This is a genomic window from Neolewinella sp., assembly GCF_965214665.1.
Taxonomy (GTDB): Bacteria; Bacteroidota; Bacteroidia; order Chitinophagales; family Saprospiraceae; genus Neolewinella.
This window is the reverse complement of sequence record NZ_OZ243970.1, coordinates 2557517-2574711: the sequence shown is the minus strand read 5'-3', so window position 1 is coordinate 2574711 and position 17195 is coordinate 2557517. Positions and strand designations below refer to the sequence as shown.

Sequence of the window (17195 nt, the reverse complement as noted above, 5' to 3'; positions counted from 1 at the left end):
GTGTCATTAGGTGTTCTGCCAGCGGGCGCAGCCGATACCGGTCTTGCCGAACCCGTTGCCGTTGTAGAAAAGGTAGCGTCCGTGGGGGGTGTCCACCACGCTGGGGTAGGTCTGCATGGTCGAGTCCCAGCCGGCATCGGAGTAGGTGATACCGGCCCGTTCGTCCATTCGCTGCCAACCCTCACCAGCATTCCGGCTCTCGGCGTAGCCGATACGGTAAGCGTCCGCGCCATCCCGGTAGTCGTAGCTGCCACGGTAGCAGTACCACATTTTGTAGGTGTCCCCGTCCTTCACCACGGAGGGGCGGGCGGTACATTCGGGCGGGGCCGCCGGTGCAAGCAGGGTCGTGTTGGTCCGATCCCAGTTGATGCCATCCCGCGAGTGGGCATACTTGATCACGTAGAGCGGTTCTATGCGCTCGCCCACCTCCAGAAAGCCCGTGCTACTGGCATACCACAGGTGCCAGTCGTCGCCCTCGCGTAGGGCACAGGGGGAGGCGGTAAAGAAGGGTTCCGTGCGGTTGCGGTCTACGACGGCACCGGGGAAGGGCCGCTCGAAGGTCACGCCCCCGTCGCGGCTGATGGCCAGTCCCACGGCATTACGGTAGGCCACGGATACCGAGGGGTTCCAGCCTACGTAATAAAGGTAGAGCGAGCCATCGGCCGCCTCCACCAGGCTACAGGGCATGATACCGCCGTCGTCGAAGGTACCCCGCTCGCCGAGTTCGAGGATCGGACGGTCGTGGAGGTAGGTAACCTCAGTGGGGTCGGCGGCGTCGACTTCGAGGTAGGTGGGGATGGATTGTCCGCGCGCGTTGCGGGGCGCAAAGTAGACGCGGATGCGGTCGGCGTCCGGTAAGTACAGTGCCGTAGGTACGCAGGCATGACTGACCATCCAGGGCCGCTGCCCGTCGGTAGTAAAGAAGCAGCCGAGTTTTTGCCAGGCCATCAGCCGCCGCTTTTGTGGGACAGGGAATCGAGGTTGATACTTTTGCCGGGGGCGATCTTACCCTTGGCCCCCAGGTGAATGGAGTAGGGCTCGGTATCCTTCGTGATCAGGGCTCCCATGCCGACCAGGGTAGCCTCCCCGATTACGGTCTCGTCCCGGATTGTCGCGTTTACCCCGAAGAAGGCGTGGTCGTGGATCGTACAGGCTCCGCTGATCACCACCTGGGAGGTGATGAATACGTGGTTGCCGATGGCGGTGTGGTGACCGATGTGGTTGCCGCTCCAGAGTACGCAGTTCTCCCCAATCTTGACGTAGGGCTGGATGGTGTTGTCCTCGAACACGAAGCAGTTCTCGCCTACATCGAGATCCGGCCAGGTGGTGGCCTTGCTGCTCACGTAGCTGATGATGTCGTAGCCCTTAGCCCGGGCGGCCTCCAACTTATCGCGTCGTAGGTGACTCATCTGCTTGAAGCTGACGGGCAGAAACATGGCGTATTCGTCGGGGGCGTACTGCTCGGTCACGGTCTCGAAGTCGACCAGCGGCAGCTCCTCGTAGGTATCTGATTTGCGGTAGGCGGCGTCGACCGTAAAGGCCACGACCTCGTGCTGGCTATCGTGCTTGAGGTAGAAGTGCGCCAGGCTGGCCAGCTGTGACTCACCGAAGATGACAACGCGGCGGGCGGGGGTGTCGAAAGGATTCATGCGTAGGTGGGTGTCGTGATCGTATACTGCTGCAACCATTCCCGGCACTGCTGCGGGGGGTGGTGGGCCAGCAGGTGTAGTACGGAGTACTGCAGGCCGGGCTCCTCGGCGCTGTAATCGAGATCGGACTGTAGAAAGTTCAGAGATACCCCACTGGCGGCGAAGACTTCCGGGTCGTAGAGGTGGCTGCCCCCGACCTGGTTGACGTAGCGCTCTGCCCTACAGGCGTAAAGCAAGCTGAGGAGTTTGGCCTGGGTAGGAAGCTCGCGCTGGTAGGTGTACGTCGTGGAGGTACTGTAGCGCAAAGTAAGACCTAGGTAGTCGGCTACCAGGCACACGCTCCGCTGGGCCATTTCGTTGACGGACCCGGGCGTTTCGGCAAATACCTCGTGGACCATACGCTGCGCCGTCTCGAAGTAAGGGCTCTTACCGTAGCGCTGCCCGAACCCCTTGAGAAACTTCTTCCGAAAATGCGTGTACGGACCAACGGCTACCTGCCGTTCCCGGATAGAATCGGTCAGGCTGCCAGCTGCTACCGGCACGGTAAACCAGCCGTGGGGGAGCCGGTTGCGGTTGATCCAGCCGTCGTTGATGTACTGCACGTCGTCGTAGAAGACGAGGTGATCGGCAGCCGCCATGAGGTGGAAGTAGCCGAGGTAGGGAAAGAGGTAGGGCTGCATCACTGCCGTCATACTGCGACCAGGCTTTGGTGGATGATGGCGCAGATCCGGTCCACGTCGTCCAGGGCCAGGTCGGGATAAAGGGGCAGGCAGACTACGGTACGCGAGGCGTGCTCGGAGACCGGGCAGCTTGCGCGCGGCTCACCACTCAGAAAATTGAGCTCATTGAGCGAGGGCTCGAAGTAGCGGCGGGGGTAAATTTCTTCGGCGTTGAGCGCCTCGATCAGTAGCTCGCGGCAGTCGGCATCGGGGCAGAAGACGGGGAAGTAGGCGTAATTGTACTCCAGCCCCGGGTAGTCAGCGGGGTCGAGTGCGGTAAGGGGTAGGTCGCTCAGCAGACTCCGGTAGCGGTCGCTGATCGTCTTTCGGGCTACCCGATTGGGAGCGAGTCGCGGCAGGTTGAGCAGTCCGATGGCGGCGTGGAACTCGGTGTTCTTACCATTGATGCCCAGGCTGCGGTGATCCCGGCCTACGTGTCCGAAGGTGCGCAGTAGATCGAGGCGTTCGAGGAGCTCGGGGTCATCGGTCAGTACGCCCCCGCCCTCAATGGTATGGAAGACCTTGGTGGCGTGAAAGCTGAGCGTTGACACGTCGCCCCACTGGAGGACGCTGTGCCCGTCGACCCGCACGTCGAAGGCGTGGGCCGCGTCGTAAATCAGGGCTAGCCCGTGCCGCCGGGCGATCGCCTCCAGCTGCGCGTGCTGACAGGGATAGCCATACACATGGGTGGCCAGGATCGCGGAGGTGTCGGGCGTGATGGCCGCCTCTACGAGGCCGGGATCGAGGGTGTACCAGGTGGGCTCTACGTCCACGAAAACCGGGTGAAGATTTTCCCAGAGCAGCACGTTGGTAGTGGCTACGTAGGAGAAGGGCGTGGTGATCACCGAGCCGGTCAGCTCCAGGGCGTGGATGGCGAGTTGGAGGGCCACGGTACCGTTGCTGACGAGCTGCAGCGGTACGTCGAGTCGCTTACTGAGGGTCGCTTCCAGTTCCAGCACCAGTGGGCCGCCGTTAGTCACCCAATGCCGGTCCCAGACCTGCTCCAGCAGGGCGGTATACTCCTCCAGCTGAGGGAGGTACGTCTTCGTAACCTGGATGGGTGCGTTGTTCAAACCTAACGAATAGGGGGCTTAGGTGATACTAAGGTACACTAAAGGCCTTGCACCCGCGGCCCCGCCCGCATTAAACTTTGATACCGTCCACCTTGCGTACTTCTTTGATAATACGGACGGCGTTGTGGTCCGGACGAATGGGGAAGCCCCGACGTTTGGCCCAGGTGGCGGTAAACTCGGCACCGAGGAAGAGGATCTGACTGTTGTAGTAGGTCCATACGAGTAGGGTGACCAGGGCCCCGGCCGCTCCGTAGGTACTGCCGAAGTCGGAATTACCGATGTAAAAGCCGATCAGAAAACGCCCGAGACCGAAGAGGATAGCCGTGAAGATGGCCCCGGCCCAGATGTCCTTCCAGCGGGCCTTGGCGTCGGGGAGGTAACGGAAAAGTAGGGCGAAGATGACGGCCGTGACGGCCGTAGACAGCACCCAACTAGTCACGGCCAGTACCACCGGCCCCAGGGCGGGTACCAGGGCGGCAATCTTATCCATGAAACCTATGATGATGGTGTTCACGATCAGGGTGACCATGAGCATGAAACCCAATCCTAGCACGAAGCTAAAACTGAGCAGGCGGGTGAAGATGAAGCCGAGGATGTTGTTGGCCGGTCGGGCCTCTATTTCCCAGATACGGTTGAGGCTAGACTTGAGCGTAGCAAACACCGTAGTAGCGGTGAAGACCAGGGTGGCCACGCTCAGGATGGATGCCCAGAGGGTATCACCGGTAGAGTAGGCGTTGCTGACGATCTCCTGTAGGGTGGAGGCCGCATCAGGACCCAGTAGGCCCTCCAGTTCGCCGTAGAGCCGCCCCGTCACGGCCTCCTCGCCCACGAAGTAGCTAGCCACGGCAATGGCCACCACTAGCAGGGGCGCGAAGCTGAACACGGTGTAGTAGGCCAGGGCCGCCCCGAGGGTGAAGGCATCGTCCTTGCCAAAATTGGTAAACAGCTCCTTCGTGAAGCCGAAAATGCGCCGAAAGATATTCTCCTGGGCCACGGTAGTGCGTTTGCTATCTATAAGTGGGGCGGCGGGGAAGTGTTCGCGTGGGGGGATTGTGTATTTTGCCCGCCAGCCCACGCCTATGCCACGCCCTCACTTTCCCGACCGCGCCGACCACCAGCTAGGCCGCGTAACCGTATCCCCCACCACAGATGCCGGCCCGGGCGGGGTAGCCGGACTACCCCCCTACCGCCGCGGCCCCTACGCCAGTATGTACGTGGGCCGGCCCTGGACAATCCGCCAGTACGCCGGCTTTTCGACCGCCGCGGAATCCAATGCCTTTTACCGCCGCAACCTAGCCGCCGGACAGCGTGGGCTCTCCGTAGCCTTCGACCTAGCCACCCACCGGGGCTACGACAGCGACCACGCCCGGGTGCGCGGCGACGTGGGCAAGGCCGGCGTGGCCATCGATACGGTGGCGGATATGGAGCGGCTCTTCGACCAGATCCCGCTGGAAAAGATGAGCGTGAGCATGACCATGAACGGGGCCGTGCTACCCGTGATGGCCTTCTACATCGTGGCCGCCGAGCGGCAGGGCGTGGCCCCGGAGCAGCTGGCCGGTACCATCCAGAACGATATCCTCAAGGAGTTCATGGTGCGCAATACCTATATCTACCCCCCGGGGCCGAGCATGCGCATCGTGGCCGATATCTTCGCCTATACGGCCCAGCACATGCCGCGCTTCAACAGTATCAGCATCAGCGGCTACCACATGCACGAGGCCGGGGCGCCAGCGGCGGTGGAGCTGGCCTACACCCTGGCCGACGGACTGGCCTACGTACGCGCCGGCGTAGCGGCCGGGCTGGATGTGGATGACTTTGCGCCCCGCCTGAGCTTCTTCTGGGGCATCGGCATGCGGCACTTCACCGAGATTGCCAAGTTGCGTGCCGGCCGCCAGCTCTGGGCCGAGCTCATGGCCGAATTCAAGCCCAAAAATCCGAAGAGCTCCATGCTGCGCACCCACTGCCAGACCAGCGGCTACAGCCTCACCGAGCAGGACCCCTACAACAACGTGGCCCGCACCTGTATCGAGGCCCTGGCGGCGGTCTTCGGCGGCACCCAGAGTCTGCACACTAACGCCCTCGATGAGGCTATCGCCCTACCCACCGATTACAGCGCCAAGATCGCCCGCGACACCCAGCTGTACCTGCAAAACGAGCTCGGCATCACCCAGGCCGTAGACCCCTGGGGCGGCAGCTACGCCGTGGAGGCCGAAACCGACCGCCTCATCGCCGAGGCTCGCCAGCTGATGCAGGAGGTGGAGGAGGCCGGGGGTATGGTGCGGGCCATCGAGACCGGTCTGCCCAAACTGCGCATCGAGGAGGCCAGCGCCCGTAAGCAGGCGGCCATCGACAGCGGCCGTGAGCAGATCGTGGGCGTCAATGTCTTTCGTACCGCAGAGGCCGCCGACTTCGACCTGCTGGAGGTGGATAACGACCGGGTGCGTACGGAGCAGGTGCAACAAATCGCCCGCGCCCGGGAGCAACGGGATACCACCGCGCACCAGATTGCACTCGAAGCCTTAAAGACCGCTGCCCGCGGCGAGGATAACCTCCTGGCCGCCGCCGTCGATGCCGCCCGCGCCGGGGCCACCCTGGGCGAGATCAGCAGCGCCCTGGAGGAGGTCTTCGGTCGCTACCGGGCTACCCACCAACTCATCAGTGGGGTGTACGCCGGTCACTCCGATACTGACCGGCTACAGAAAGTGCGTGGGCTCTCCGACCGCTTCGTCACTGCCTACGGCCGTAGGCCGCGTATCCTGATCGCCAAGCTTGGGCAGGATGGCCACGACCGGGGGGCCAAGGTTATCGCCTCGGGCTTTGCCGACCTGGGCTTCGATGTCGATGTGGGTCCGCTCTTCCAGACGCCGGAGGAGGCCGTGCGTCAGGCCGTGGAGAACGACGTACACCTGCTGGGCATCAGTTCCCTGGCCGCCGGGCACAAGACCCTGGTGCCGGAGGTGATCCAGGAGCTTGCCAACCAGGATGCGGCGGATATCCGGGTGGTGGTTGGCGGGGTTATTCCTCCGGCTGATTACGAGTTCCTACGGGAGACGGGGGTGGTGGGTATTTTCGGCCCGGGTACTAATATAGGAGCTGCGGCCGAGGAGTTGCTAGGGCTGATGCTGGGAAGCAACTTTGCGATTGAGGGCTAGGTTCTACATGAAACGAAGTGCAATGGAAACGCTAGTGCTGACGATTAAAGACCCTGAAAAAAAAGGATTTCTTTACGATCTGCTATCACAGCTCGACTACGTAGAGATTAAAGAATTTGGTGAGGATACTGAAGAAAGCAAAGACCAACTTTTTGCCGAAGCTAAGGGGATGTGGAGGGACAAGGATATTGATGCAGATCAACTACGAAAGGAAGCATGGCAACTGCATAGTATCATCTGATTTAACGTAGATGTAGTTAGCGCCTGCGGCGCTCAAAATTTTTAAAACCTTTAGCAACGCAGTTACCCTACTCCTCAGGCCGCAGATCAAACCGCCGCCGCAACTCTTCCAGCGCCGGATTCTTCTCCCGCATGGCCAAAAACTTATCTTTAGCCGTCAGCCGCTTTTTAGCGGTCGACTGTACGGGCTTCAGGCTGGCATCTTCCACCAGGCGCATCACCAAATTGGGGCGGGCAAAGACGTCGCGTAGGTGCACGATCAGGCTCTCATCATCGCGCAACGAGGCCAGCGCCCGGGCCGAGCCGATCTTTACCACCACTTCCTCATCTTCCACCAGCGGCAGGGCCTGCTTCATGAACAGTGCTAGCGTAGTCTCCTTGTGCTCCTGTAGGAAAGCATCCCAGGCTCTCCGCAGGGATTCATCGTCCAGCTCCGGTAGCTCATCGGCGGGTACGGCATCTTCTAACTCTTCTTCCGCCTCAGCCAGCAGACTAGCGATATCCAGGGCATCGAAGGCCGTAGGCGCTACCGTGCTTGGCGGCTCGGGCACTTCCTCAATCGGGGGCATCTCCACCGGATTATGAACCTCCTCGACCTCCGGAATAGACGTTTCTACTGCGGCAGGAGGCGCCGTAACCGGGGGCGGGGCCGCCGGTGCAACGTCCGTGGAAGGGGCCGCCGCACTACGCATGGGCTCATTGCGAAAGGCCCGCCGGATACTCACCATACGCAGCAGACTCATCTCCACGTGCAGCCGCTTGTTGCGGGCGATCTTGAAGTTGAGGTCGCACTCATTGGCTAGGTCCAGTACGGTCAGCAGCAGATCGGGCGGCGTGATGGCCGCCTGCTGGTGGTAGCGACTACGCAGCCGGTCGCCGATCTCGAGCAGTTGCAGGGTGGCCCGGTCCTTGCACACGAGCAGGTCACGGACGTGCGCGGCCAGGCCATTCAGGAACAGGTCCTCGTCGAAGCCCCGCCGCAGCACCTCATCAAACAGCAGGAGCATACCGGCCCGGTCTTCAGTCAGGATGTAGTCCACGGCCCGGAAGTAGTAGTCGTAGTCGAGCACGTTAAGGTTCTCGATCACGGCCGCGTAGGTGATCGACTTACCGCTGAAGCTCACGATGCGGTCGAAGATACTCAGGGCATCGCGCAGGGCCCCGTCGGCCTTCTGGGCGATGATGTGCAGCGCCTCTTCATCGGCCGTGATGCCCTCTTGCGCGCAAATCCCCTGTAGGTGCTCGATGATATCCTTCGGCTGGATCCGCTTGAAGTCGAAGATCTGACAGCGCGACAGAATGGTGGGAATGATCTTGTGCTTCTCCGTTGTAGCCAGAATAAATACGGCGTAGGACGGCGGCTCCTCCAGTGTCTTCAGAAATGCATTGAAGGCCTGGGTCGAGAGCATGTGCACCTCGTCAATGATGAACACCTTATACTCCCCCTGCTGCGGCTGAAAACGCACCTGCTCGGTCAGCGCCCGAATATGGTCAACGCTGTTGTTACTGGCCGCGTCTAGCTCCGTGATGTTGAGGCTGGCATTATTATTGAAGGCCACGCAGCTGCTGCAGACGTTACAGGGCTCGTAGTCCGCCGTCCGGTTTTGGCAGTTGAGCACCTTGGCCAGGATACGCGCCGAGGTGGTCTTTCCCACGCCCCGGGGCCCACAAAATAGGAAGGCATGGGCCAGGTGATCAGTCTGCAGGGCATTCTTCAGGGTCTGCGACACGTGCTGCTGGCCTACGACCTCGTCGAAGCGGGTGGGGCGGTACTTTCTGGCGGAGACTACGAAGTTGCTCATTGGGGTAAAGGTAAGGGGAAGACCCGGCTTTGCCGGGGTAGACCCCTCGCTGGCGCGTTCGGGGGTAGACCCGCTGAAGCGGGGTAGAGCTGCCGCATGTGGTGCCTGCGAGACGAGTCTAACCCATAGGGTCCACCCGCAACGCGGTCTACGCCCGAACGCGTAGCGAGGGCTCTACCCGGCGCAACGCGCCGGTCTACTCCTCGACCATTTCCCGAGCAATTATCTCTCCGGCTCTTGCATACACCGTATCGATCCACACCGGCTCCTGGCGCACCAGCCACATCACGCTGTCGAAGGACTGGCGGGTGTAGCCGTGATCGGCCAGGATGGACTCGTAGTACACCCGCTGCATGGAGTCGCGTACCACGATGGGGATTTCGTTCACTAGCGACTGGCCGAGCTGTAGGTCGGCGATTAACTCGGCGAGGGTTTCGGCATCGACGGGCGGGGGGCCGGGGTCGAGACTAGCACAGCCGGCGGCCAGGCCTAGGAGGAGCAGAAGCGTAGCCGGTAGCCTGAGGGTCATTTATCGTCTTTGGGGGTATAGAACACCGTGCGTTTAGCGTCGGCGAGTTTCCACTTGCTCCATTTCTTGCCGTCTGCCTTGCTGCCGACGATGCCGCAGGTGGGTACGTTGCCGATGTAGTCGTCGTTCTTGAGGGCGTTGGCCGCCTCCGTGTAGCCGGGGTTGTGGCCGAAGACCAGCACGGTGGTCCAGTCGTCGGGGAGTTGCTGGATGCAGCGCTCGATGGTCTTGGGGCCTGCGTGGTAGAGCTTCTTTTCCTTTAGGATACGGTCTTTGCCCAATCCGTACACCTCGGCGAAATACTGGGCGGTCTGCCGGGTGCGTTTGGCGCTGGAGGTGAGGATGCCGTCGATCTTGACGCCCGATTTTTTGAGGCGGGCGGCCATGCGGGGGGCATCGTTGCGGCCGCGGGAGTTGAGGGGGCGGTCGTGGTCCTTGAGGTCGGGGTCGGCCCAGCTACTCTTGGCGTGACGGACCAGATATACGTATTTCACCTACTGTAGTTCTATGTGGCTTTACCTGCGCTTAACGCTGAATTAAGGTGCAAGCTATATCGGTGCGCTATTTTTGCCCGCGATTAACCCCCCATGTATGACAGCTGCACCGGCGAAGATACTCCTGGTCGACGACGAACCCGACATTCTTGAGATTCTGGAGTTCAACCTGCGCAAGGAGGGCTTCGAGGTCGCCACGGCCGGCAACGGGGAGGAGGGGCTCAAACTAGCGCGTAAGCTACGCCCCGACCTGATCGTGCTCGACATCATGATGCCCATCATGGATGGTGTAGAGGTGTGCCGCCAGTTACGGGCGGATACGGACTTCGATAACACCGTCATCACCTTTCTTACGGCCCGGGAGGAAGACTACAGTCAGATCGCGGCCCTCGACATCGGGGGCGATGATTACATCACCAAGCCAATCCGCCCGCGGGTGCTCATCAGTCGGGTCAAGGCCTTACTGCGACGGAACATTCGCCAGGAGGAAGAGGAGGCCGACAGCATCATCGCCATCGGCGATCTAGAAATCGACCTGGAACGTATCGTCGTACGCCGCGGTGAGGACACCATCGAACTAGCCAAGAAGGAGTTCGACCTGCTTACCTTGCTGGCCTCGAAGCCGGGTAAGGTCTTTAGCCGCGAGGAGATCTTTAACAAAGTTTGGGGCACGGACGTGATCGTAGGCAACCGCACCATCGACGTCCATATTCGTAAGTTGCGCGAGAAGCTTGGCGACCACTACATCAAGACCATCAAGGGCATTGGATATAAGTTCGAGTTCTAGTACCTCCCACCGGGAGTAGATCATCTATGCTCAAGAACAGTACACCGCGGGAGATCGCTATCCGTACCGGCGTATTCATCGCCCTGGCCACCGAGGGTGTACTGCTACTGGTCATGGCTCTGCCCGGTGTACCCTTCAACGGCTGGTTGGCGGTCGTGCCGGCGGTGGCGGTCTTTGCCGTCAGCTACTTCATTATCCTGGCTGCGCTAGACCATTACATCTACCGCAAAATCAAATTGATCTATAAGACCATCCACAGTCAGAAGGTCCACCACGACGTGAAACGCGAGGGTATTGACCCCGACCAACCCATCATCGACGAGGTGGAGCAGGAGGTGGCCGAGTGGGCCGAAAACCAGCAGGAGCAGATCGACCAGTACGAGCGCTTTGCCGAGTACCGCCGCCGCTACGTAGGCGACATCAGCCATGAGCTCAAAACCCCTATCTTCAACATCCAGGGCTACCTCCACACCCTGATGGACCACGGCTACGACGATAAGAAAATCACTAAGTCGTTCATCAAAAAAGCCGCTAAGAACGTCGAGCGCCTACAGACCATCGTGGAGGACCTGAGCGCCATCGGTCGTTTGGAATCTGGTGACCTCATGTTCGACCCCGAGCCCTTTGACATTAAGGAACTGGCCCAGGAGGTGATCGAGGAGGTTGACCTTAAGGCCAGGGAAGTAGGCATCACGCTAGGCTTTAAGTCCGGAGCTGACGAGGGATTTCTTGTCGAGGCCGACCGCGAAAGCATCCGCCAGGTACTCGTCAACCTGGTCACCAACTCCATCAAGTACGGCAACCAGGGCGGGGCCACCCGCTTCGGCTTCTACGACATGGATACCTACATTCTCTGTGAGGTCTCCGACAACGGCATCGGCATCCCCGAAAAGCACCTGCCCCACGTCTTCGACCGTTTCTACCGGGTGGATAAGAGCCGCAGCCGGCAGAAGGGCGGCTCCGGCCTGGGCCTCAGTATTGTCAAGCACATCATGGAGGCCCACCAGCAGACGATCAATGTGCGGAGCACGGCGGGGCTGGGCTCTACCTTCGGTATCACGCTGGCTAAGGCATAGGCGTCCGACGCTTATAAGCGTCGGACGCCTAGTACAAAACTTGCAACTACGAACTATTTCGTATACTTTGTACGAAACCATTCGTATATGACCCCCACCGAGAGCGAACTCGCCATTCTCCACCTGCTCTGGACCCGCGGCCCCGCCACCGTGCGTGCCGTGAATGAAGCGCTGAATGAGACCAATCAGGAGCAAGACCCGCCAGAAAAAGCCATCGGCTACACCACCACCCTGAAGCTACTGCAACTGATGGCCGAGAAGGGGCTGGTAACCCGCGATGAAAGTCAGCGTAGCCACGTCTACACCGCCGCCGTGGCCCAGGAGCGTACGCAGCGCAGTCTGCTGGGCCGCTTCGTGACCAAGGCCTTCGGGGGCTCGCGCTCGGAGCTGGTACTACGGGCCCTGGGTGACGGCCAGGCCACCCCCGAAGAGCTGGCCGAGATCAAGCAACTGATCCAAAAACTCGAAAACGACCGCACCGATGGCTGAGATCACCGCCCTGGGGGCCACGCTGCTCCACTCCCTCTGGCAGGCTACGCTACTGGCGCTTCTGTTGCGGAGCATCTCCCGCTACGGAAAGATGGATGCCACCGGTCGCTACCGCATGGCTTACGGCATGTTACTGCTACAGGTGACGCTTTCCGTAGCTACCTTTCTTTATTACTACACCCCCGCGCCCCGGTTGGAAAGCTCGGTCAAACAGGTGGTGATTGCCTTCGTAGGCTTTAGCCCGGGGGAGGTGCCAACCTATAACCGCTTTACCGATCCGGACTTCTGGATGACCGCCCTGGTTGGGTGCTGGCTGCTGGCTATGGTGGCAGGCAGTGCTCGGCTAGGAGTATCGTTTTGGCGGGTACGCAGGATGCTGCGGGTGCAAAGCGTCCGACGCTTGCAAGCGTCGGACGCTTACGCCGCGCTGGAGCTACGGGTTACTCAGCTGGCTAGCCGATTAGGCTACCGGGGGCGTTTGCGTATCCGCATTGGGCACGGCATCACCACCCCCATGCTCGTCGGTCACCTCAAGCCCGTGCTGCTGTTCCCCCTGGCCCTGGTCAATCAGCTCTCGACCGAGGAGGCCGAGACCGTCATCCTGCACGAGCTGGCCCACCTGCGGCGCTACGATCACTACTTTAATCTGCTGCAGTGCCTGATCGAGGTGCTGTACTACTACCACCCGGCCGTGCACTGGATCGGGGCCCGCGTGCGGGAGGAGCGAGAGTACTGCTGTGACGACCTAGTACTCCGGTACGGACCGGGCAAGCTACCCTACGCCCGGGCCCTTCTGCACTATGGGGAGCAGTCGGGCGGCCAGCCCGCTACGGCCCTTTCCCTTACCGACGGCGGCGGCTTGCTGGCCCGCGTGCGTCGCTTTATTGATCACCAAGAATTGAGCTATACTATGAATGCGCGATTGCTTTTACTGCCCTTGCTAGCGTTGTTTTGTCTTGTGGCTACGGCGGCTTATGCTCCGCTTACGGATGATGGAAGCGAGGAGGACCTCACACCCCCTGCAACTATAGCCGCACCTGCGGGGCCCGCCCTGGTGGATACATTGCCGCCGGAGGTGCTGGAAGAGTTGGATTCGTTACGGGGGGTAGCGGAGCGGCTACAGAAGCACGAACAGGCAATTCAGGAGAATCTGGAGCTCTTTCTCGAAGAGCGGCTGGAGGGAGGGGAATTCCCTAATACCTGGCAGTTTGACTTTTCGCCGGACAGTCTGCACCGGCTGGCGATCAAGTCGCTGAAGTCCGTAAATATGGACTCGATCATGGATCTTACCCGGTTACGTGTGCAGACTATGCAGCTTAGTGCGGATAGCTTGCAACGTGTTGCGCGGTCGCTTGCCTGGAGGAATATGGACTCGACATTAAATATGGTTCGGATTGACATGGACCCATTCGAATTCGACACAATTATTTATATGCATCCACTCGAAGGTGAGTTCGACTTTAGCTTTGGTGAGCATGCTATAGACAGTATGCGAGTCTTTCCCCGGGTACAAGGGTTTGAGTATACGCCTGACTTGCGGTCGCTGAACGACTTACCATCACTGGAGCGGGAGGAGCGGCGACTGAGGGAGCAACTGCGGCAGTTGGAGGAGCGGAAGGCTGAATTACGGAATAGCGGAGACAAGTGATCCATTCGGCAGACGAGCTTTTCCCATCGCCTAAGCGATGGGAAAAGTACTCGGCTGACGAAGAGCGGGAGCGGCAGCCGAGTACCGCACATAGGTTAGGAATCGCTCCAACGCCTCCCGCTTCCGCTCATCTAAGTCATAGTCAATATGGTGGGTGAAGTACGCCGTCAAGTCAAAGCCCGGGGCGGGGGAGGGGAGCAGTAATTGTAGCTGCGGCAGGTGCGCCAATCCCTCCTCCAGCGCGACATTGAACTGGCGGACGAAGGCCGGCGGCAGTGGCTTCGTCGTCACCCAGGCGGCAAAAACAAAGGGTAGGCCGGTATGTAGTTTCCATGCTTCGCCCAAATCGTACACGTATTGGAAGCGCCGCTCCAGCCCGATTGTACGATCGCCGATGACGAGCCCCCCAATAGTACCGTTGATGTGATCGATGTAGCCGTCTTCGGCCTCTAAAAAGGTGACCTCGTGGTCCCAGTACTCCTCCAGCAGTAGACGGGTAAGCATGACGGAGGTACGGCTGTGGTGGTCGAGGTAGACGTGGGTCATCCGTTCCAGCGGCACGTCGCCGTAAACGCAGACCGTGGCTACCGCCCCATCGGCCCCGATGCAGTAGTCGCTAATGATCTCGTAGTAAGGTAGCTCCGGCAGTACGGCCACCGGCACCAGGGCAATATCGGCCTCCCCCGCCACCAACTGCCGGGCGCACTCACTGGGGATGGCCAGGTCCATCGCGAGCGTGTCGCTGATGGGACTGCGCAGCAGCCCGTAAAGGAGCGGCTTGGTGTTGAGGTAGCTCACGGCCACCAGGCGGTGGGGGGCGGGGATTACCATTTGCCGAGGGTTAGGGGATCGGGAATGTGACCGCGGTCGTTCTGGATGCTGAATTTGTACAGCCCACTCGGCTGCTGCTCGCCGACCCAGAGGCCCAGGTTGTGGTGGGTCAGCTCGTTCATCATGCTCACGGGCTTGCCCATCATCAGGGTGACCAGGGCGCACATGGCGCGGCCGTGGCTGCAGATCAGAATCTTCTCCTCGGTACGGGTGTCAAGATGGGCGATGAAGCGCTCCAGCCGCTCGCCGAGCTCCCTGGCGCTCTCCCCGCCGCCGATGCGCCCGTCGAGCTCCCCGGCCGCCCAGCCGTCCTTGATCCGCTTGTACTCGGCGATACTTTCCGGCGTACCGAGCTTCCCCTCGTGGCTCCCCCAGCAGATTTCGTTGATGTCGGCGTTTCGTTCCCACGGTAGTCCATCGTCGATAAAGCCCTGCACCGTCTCCCAGGTCCGCTTCAGCGTGCTGGTGATCACCACCTCGAAGCCCGCATCTCTGTAATGACGGTAAAAGTGGTCGGCCTGTGTCCGCCCCGTATGGTTCAGGCTGGCGTCGACCCCGCTGCCCTGCACAATACCGCGGAGGTTATAGTCGGTTTGGCCGTGCCTGACGAGATATATTGATTTACGATCTACCATGTACAAAATACCATTTACAATTTTCGGCTTTGCTCGCTTCGCTCGTCGCCACCAGACGACGTGCTACATAACGTCTCTTTTTTTACCTACCACGAGCGAAGCGAGCTGCCTCACAAATTGTACATGGTACACGGTAATTTGTAAATGGTAAATTTCATACCACCGGCAAAGCCGTATACCCCCGATACTCCTTATCACTAGCAAACTCCACGTCCGTAAAGTCCTTCAGTACGCCGTAAAGGGTATCGCGCTCGATGGGCTGGCGACCGACGGCGCGGATCATCTTCACCAGATCCTCGGTGCTCATGGCGGGGTGTTGCTCGCCGCCGGCCATGCTGTAGATGCGGGTGGTATCGTCGATGGTGCCGTCCAGATCGTCGACGCCGAAGGCGAGGCTGAGCTGGGCGGTGGTGCGGCCGATCATGGGCCAGTAGGCCTTCACGTGGTCGAAGTTGTCGAGGTAGAGCCGGCCGATGGCGTAGTTGCGCAGGTCCTCCACCACGGTGGTCTCGGGCAGGTGGCTGAGCTCGTTGTTCTCGTTGCGAAACTTGAGGGGGATGTAGGTCTGGAAGCCGCCCGTCTTATCCTGTAACGCGCGCAGCTTTTCAAGGTGGTCAATGCGGTGGCCATAGTGCTCGATGTGGCCGTAGAGCATAGTAGCGTTAGACCGGCCGCCCAGCTCGTGCCAGATCTCGTGAATACGCAGCCACTGCTCGCCAGAGCACTTTCCACCGGCGATCTGGTCGCGGATCTCGTCGGCAAAGATCTCGGCGCCGCCCCCGGGCATGCTGTCTAGCCCAGCCTCCTTCATCAACCGCATGCCTTCTTCGTAGCTGATCTTGGCTTTTTTGAAGATGTAGTGGTACTCTACCGGCGTGAGGGCTTTGATGTGCAGCTCCGGGCGGTGGGCCTTGATGCGCTGGAACAGCTCCTGGTAGAAGGGCACGTCGTACTGCGGCAGCACGCCCCCCACGATGTGCACCTCGGTCACCAACTGGTCGTCGTACTTTTTGACGATGTCCATGATGTCCTCCAGGCTATACTCCCAGCCGTCCTCGCGCTTCTTCATCCGGCGGCTGTAGCTACAGAAGCTACAGGTATACAGGCACACGTTAGTGGGCTCCACGTGAAAGTTACGGTTGAAGTAGGTGCGGTCCCCGTGCTTCTTTTCGCGCACGTGATTAGCCAGGGCACCCAGGTAGCCGAGGGGGGCCTCTTCGTAGAGCATCAGTCCGTCGGCGGGCGTCAGGCGCTCCCCATCCAACACCTTGCGGGCGGCGGCGCGCAGGTGCGGCGAAAGGGTGCGATCACCGAGGATCGTCGTGGGGGCGGGGCTAGTCATGGACGGCTGCATTGGCGTTACCTACCTAACACCCCAGCCAACTTTCAGTTTTTTCTGAAAGTAAATAATCGCACTTATTCCAGGCGAACCACCGTGGGCTGGACCGTGCGGCCGTCACTTCGCCAGTCCTCCCGGTACACTACGGTAATGAGCTGGCCCCGCCGGACGTCCAGCTTACGTTGCAGGTTGCGGGGGAGTAGGAAGCTTATAACCTTTCCCTCGGGGAGTAGCACGCGGAGTCGGTCATCACTAGGTGGTTGGGTGAGGGTACCCCTAACGCGCAGCAGGGTCGGTGCCTCGCGGGCCGTTGCGGCGGCCGGACTGGCGGCCGGTCGTCTATTCACCTCCGCCGCCGACGGTACCCGCCGCAGCAGGGAGAAATCACTGTACCGCCGTTGGGGTTCCAGGGTGCCAGGCGAGAGCTTGCCCAGCAGGGGGCAGCCGCTGGTGAGGGGATCGACCAGTAACTCTCCCAGCCGCTGCCGGTCACTAGCCGTACGGGTTGAGAGTTGCAGCTCGGTGCGGATACGACCGGCGTAGGTGGTACTCACCGCCGTGACGCAGTGGCTAGCCTGCAGCCGGGGGTAGATCAGTTCGGGGGCCTTGTCCATGCAGTTGCACACCTTCTCCGCCAGGGTATCCAGTAGCGCCTGGGCAGCCAGGGGCGCGGAGAGGAGGCAGCAAATTAGTAGTCGAAGTAGCATGCTACAGGGCAAGATACGGTATTCC

Annotated in this window: 18 protein-coding genes; 6 read left to right on the top strand and 12 right to left on the bottom strand. The window is 60.6% G+C overall.

Going from position 1 to position 17195, the window contains the following annotated elements:
• Positions 1–6 precede the first annotated feature (6 nt).
• The 5 genes from ACOOHD_RS11195 to ACOOHD_RS11175 all read right to left on the bottom strand — a co-directional run bounded on the left by ACOOHD_RS11195 (position 7) and on the right by ACOOHD_RS11175 (position 4435).
• On the bottom strand, positions 7–948 hold the full coding sequence (locus ACOOHD_RS11195) for a hypothetical protein (protein WP_420457964.1): 942 nt from the start codon (positions 946–948) through the stop codon (positions 7–9).
• Positions 948–1649, bottom strand: coding sequence for an acetyltransferase (locus tag ACOOHD_RS11190; RefSeq protein WP_420457963.1), 702 nt, complete (start codon positions 1647–1649; stop codon positions 948–950). The genes ACOOHD_RS11195 and ACOOHD_RS11190 overlap by 1 nt, the downstream gene beginning before the upstream one ends.
• A complete protein-coding gene (locus ACOOHD_RS11185) occupies positions 1646–2341 on the bottom strand; it encodes a WbqC family protein (protein WP_420457962.1) in 696 nt (231 codons plus the stop codon). The genes ACOOHD_RS11190 and ACOOHD_RS11185 overlap by 4 nt, the downstream gene beginning before the upstream one ends.
• Positions 2338–3441 carry a DegT/DnrJ/EryC1/StrS family aminotransferase gene (locus ACOOHD_RS11180; protein WP_420457961.1) on the bottom strand — a complete coding sequence of 368 codons (1104 nt, stop codon included), beginning with the start codon at positions 3439–3441 and terminating at the stop codon, positions 2338–2340. Before ACOOHD_RS11180 ends, ACOOHD_RS11185 begins: the two co-directional genes overlap by 4 nt.
• Positions 3442–3511: 70 nt before the next feature.
• Positions 3512–4435 (bottom strand): YihY/virulence factor BrkB family protein, encoded by a 924-nt coding sequence (locus ACOOHD_RS11175; protein ID WP_420457960.1) that lies wholly within the window; start codon positions 4433–4435, stop codon positions 3512–3514.
• Between the two features lie 85 nt (positions 4436–4520).
• Here ACOOHD_RS11175 and scpA point away from each other — a divergent pair, with 85 nt between their 5' ends.
• Both scpA and ACOOHD_RS11165 read left to right on the top strand, forming a co-directional pair.
• A complete protein-coding gene (scpA, locus tag ACOOHD_RS11170) occupies positions 4521–6593 on the top strand; it encodes a methylmalonyl-CoA mutase (RefSeq protein ID WP_420457959.1) in 2073 nt (690 codons plus the stop codon).
• Between the two features lie 22 nt (positions 6594–6615).
• A complete protein-coding gene (locus ACOOHD_RS11165; RefSeq protein WP_420457958.1) occupies positions 6616–6834 on the top strand; it encodes a hypothetical protein in 219 nt (72 codons plus the stop codon).
• Positions 6835–6901: 67 nt separating this feature from the next.
• Here ACOOHD_RS11165 and dnaX read toward each other — a convergent pair whose 3' ends face one another.
• The 3 genes from dnaX to ACOOHD_RS11150 all read right to left on the bottom strand — a co-directional run bounded on the left by dnaX (position 6902) and on the right by ACOOHD_RS11150 (position 9658).
• Positions 6902–8635, bottom strand: coding sequence for a DNA polymerase III subunit gamma/tau (gene dnaX / locus ACOOHD_RS11160; RefSeq protein WP_420457957.1), 1734 nt, complete (start codon positions 8633–8635; stop codon positions 6902–6904).
• A 196-nt stretch (positions 8636–8831) separates the two neighbouring features.
• Complete coding sequence (locus ACOOHD_RS11155; RefSeq protein ID WP_420457956.1) at positions 8832–9164, bottom strand: DUF4296 domain-containing protein; 333 nt, start codon at positions 9162–9164, stop codon at positions 8832–8834.
• The gene (locus tag ACOOHD_RS11150) at positions 9161–9658 is read right to left on the bottom strand and encodes a SixA phosphatase family protein (RefSeq protein WP_420457955.1); all 498 of its coding nucleotides are present in this window, start codon (positions 9656–9658) and stop codon (positions 9161–9163) included. Before ACOOHD_RS11150 ends, ACOOHD_RS11155 begins: the two co-directional genes overlap by 4 nt.
• A 97-nt stretch (positions 9659–9755) precedes the next feature.
• Here ACOOHD_RS11150 and ACOOHD_RS11145 point away from each other — a divergent pair, with 97 nt between their 5' ends.
• From ACOOHD_RS11145 to ACOOHD_RS11130, 4 genes are all read left to right on the top strand, one after another.
• The gene (locus tag ACOOHD_RS11145) at positions 9756–10445 is read left to right on the top strand and encodes a response regulator transcription factor (RefSeq protein ID WP_420457954.1); all 690 of its coding nucleotides are present in this window, start codon (positions 9756–9758) and stop codon (positions 10443–10445) included.
• A 26-nt stretch (positions 10446–10471) separates the two neighbouring features.
• Positions 10472–11521: a sensor histidine kinase gene (locus ACOOHD_RS11140; RefSeq protein ID WP_420457953.1), complete on the top strand. Its 1050-nt coding sequence runs from the start codon at positions 10472–10474 to the stop codon at positions 11519–11521.
• 87 nt (positions 11522–11608) lie between these two features.
• Positions 11609–12010 (top strand): BlaI/MecI/CopY family transcriptional regulator, encoded by a 402-nt coding sequence (locus ACOOHD_RS11135; RefSeq protein WP_420457952.1) that lies wholly within the window; start codon positions 11609–11611, stop codon positions 12008–12010.
• Positions 12003–13658, top strand: coding sequence for a M56 family metallopeptidase (locus tag ACOOHD_RS11130; RefSeq protein WP_420457951.1), 1656 nt, complete (start codon positions 12003–12005; stop codon positions 13656–13658). Before ACOOHD_RS11135 ends, ACOOHD_RS11130 begins: the two co-directional genes overlap by 8 nt.
• Before the next feature lie 30 nt (positions 13659–13688).
• Here the strand turns inward: ACOOHD_RS11130 and ACOOHD_RS11125 are convergent, their stop codons facing one another.
• From ACOOHD_RS11125 to ACOOHD_RS11110, 4 genes are all read right to left on the bottom strand, one after another.
• A complete protein-coding gene (locus ACOOHD_RS11125) occupies positions 13689–14489 on the bottom strand; it encodes a menaquinone biosynthetic enzyme MqnA/MqnD family protein (RefSeq protein ID WP_420457950.1) in 801 nt (266 codons plus the stop codon).
• On the bottom strand, positions 14483–15124 hold the full coding sequence (locus tag ACOOHD_RS11120; RefSeq protein ID WP_420457949.1) for a histidine phosphatase family protein: 642 nt from the start codon (positions 15122–15124) through the stop codon (positions 14483–14485). The genes ACOOHD_RS11125 and ACOOHD_RS11120 overlap by 7 nt, the downstream gene beginning before the upstream one ends.
• A gap of 154 nt (positions 15125–15278) precedes the next feature.
• Complete coding sequence (gene mqnE, locus ACOOHD_RS11115) at positions 15279–16466, bottom strand: aminofutalosine synthase MqnE (RefSeq protein ID WP_420457948.1); 1188 nt, start codon at positions 16464–16466, stop codon at positions 15279–15281.
• Between the two features lie 74 nt (positions 16467–16540).
• Positions 16541–17170 (bottom strand): hypothetical protein, encoded by a 630-nt coding sequence (locus ACOOHD_RS11110; RefSeq protein ID WP_420457947.1) that lies wholly within the window; start codon positions 17168–17170, stop codon positions 16541–16543.
• Between the last annotated feature and the right edge of the window lie 25 nt (positions 17171–17195).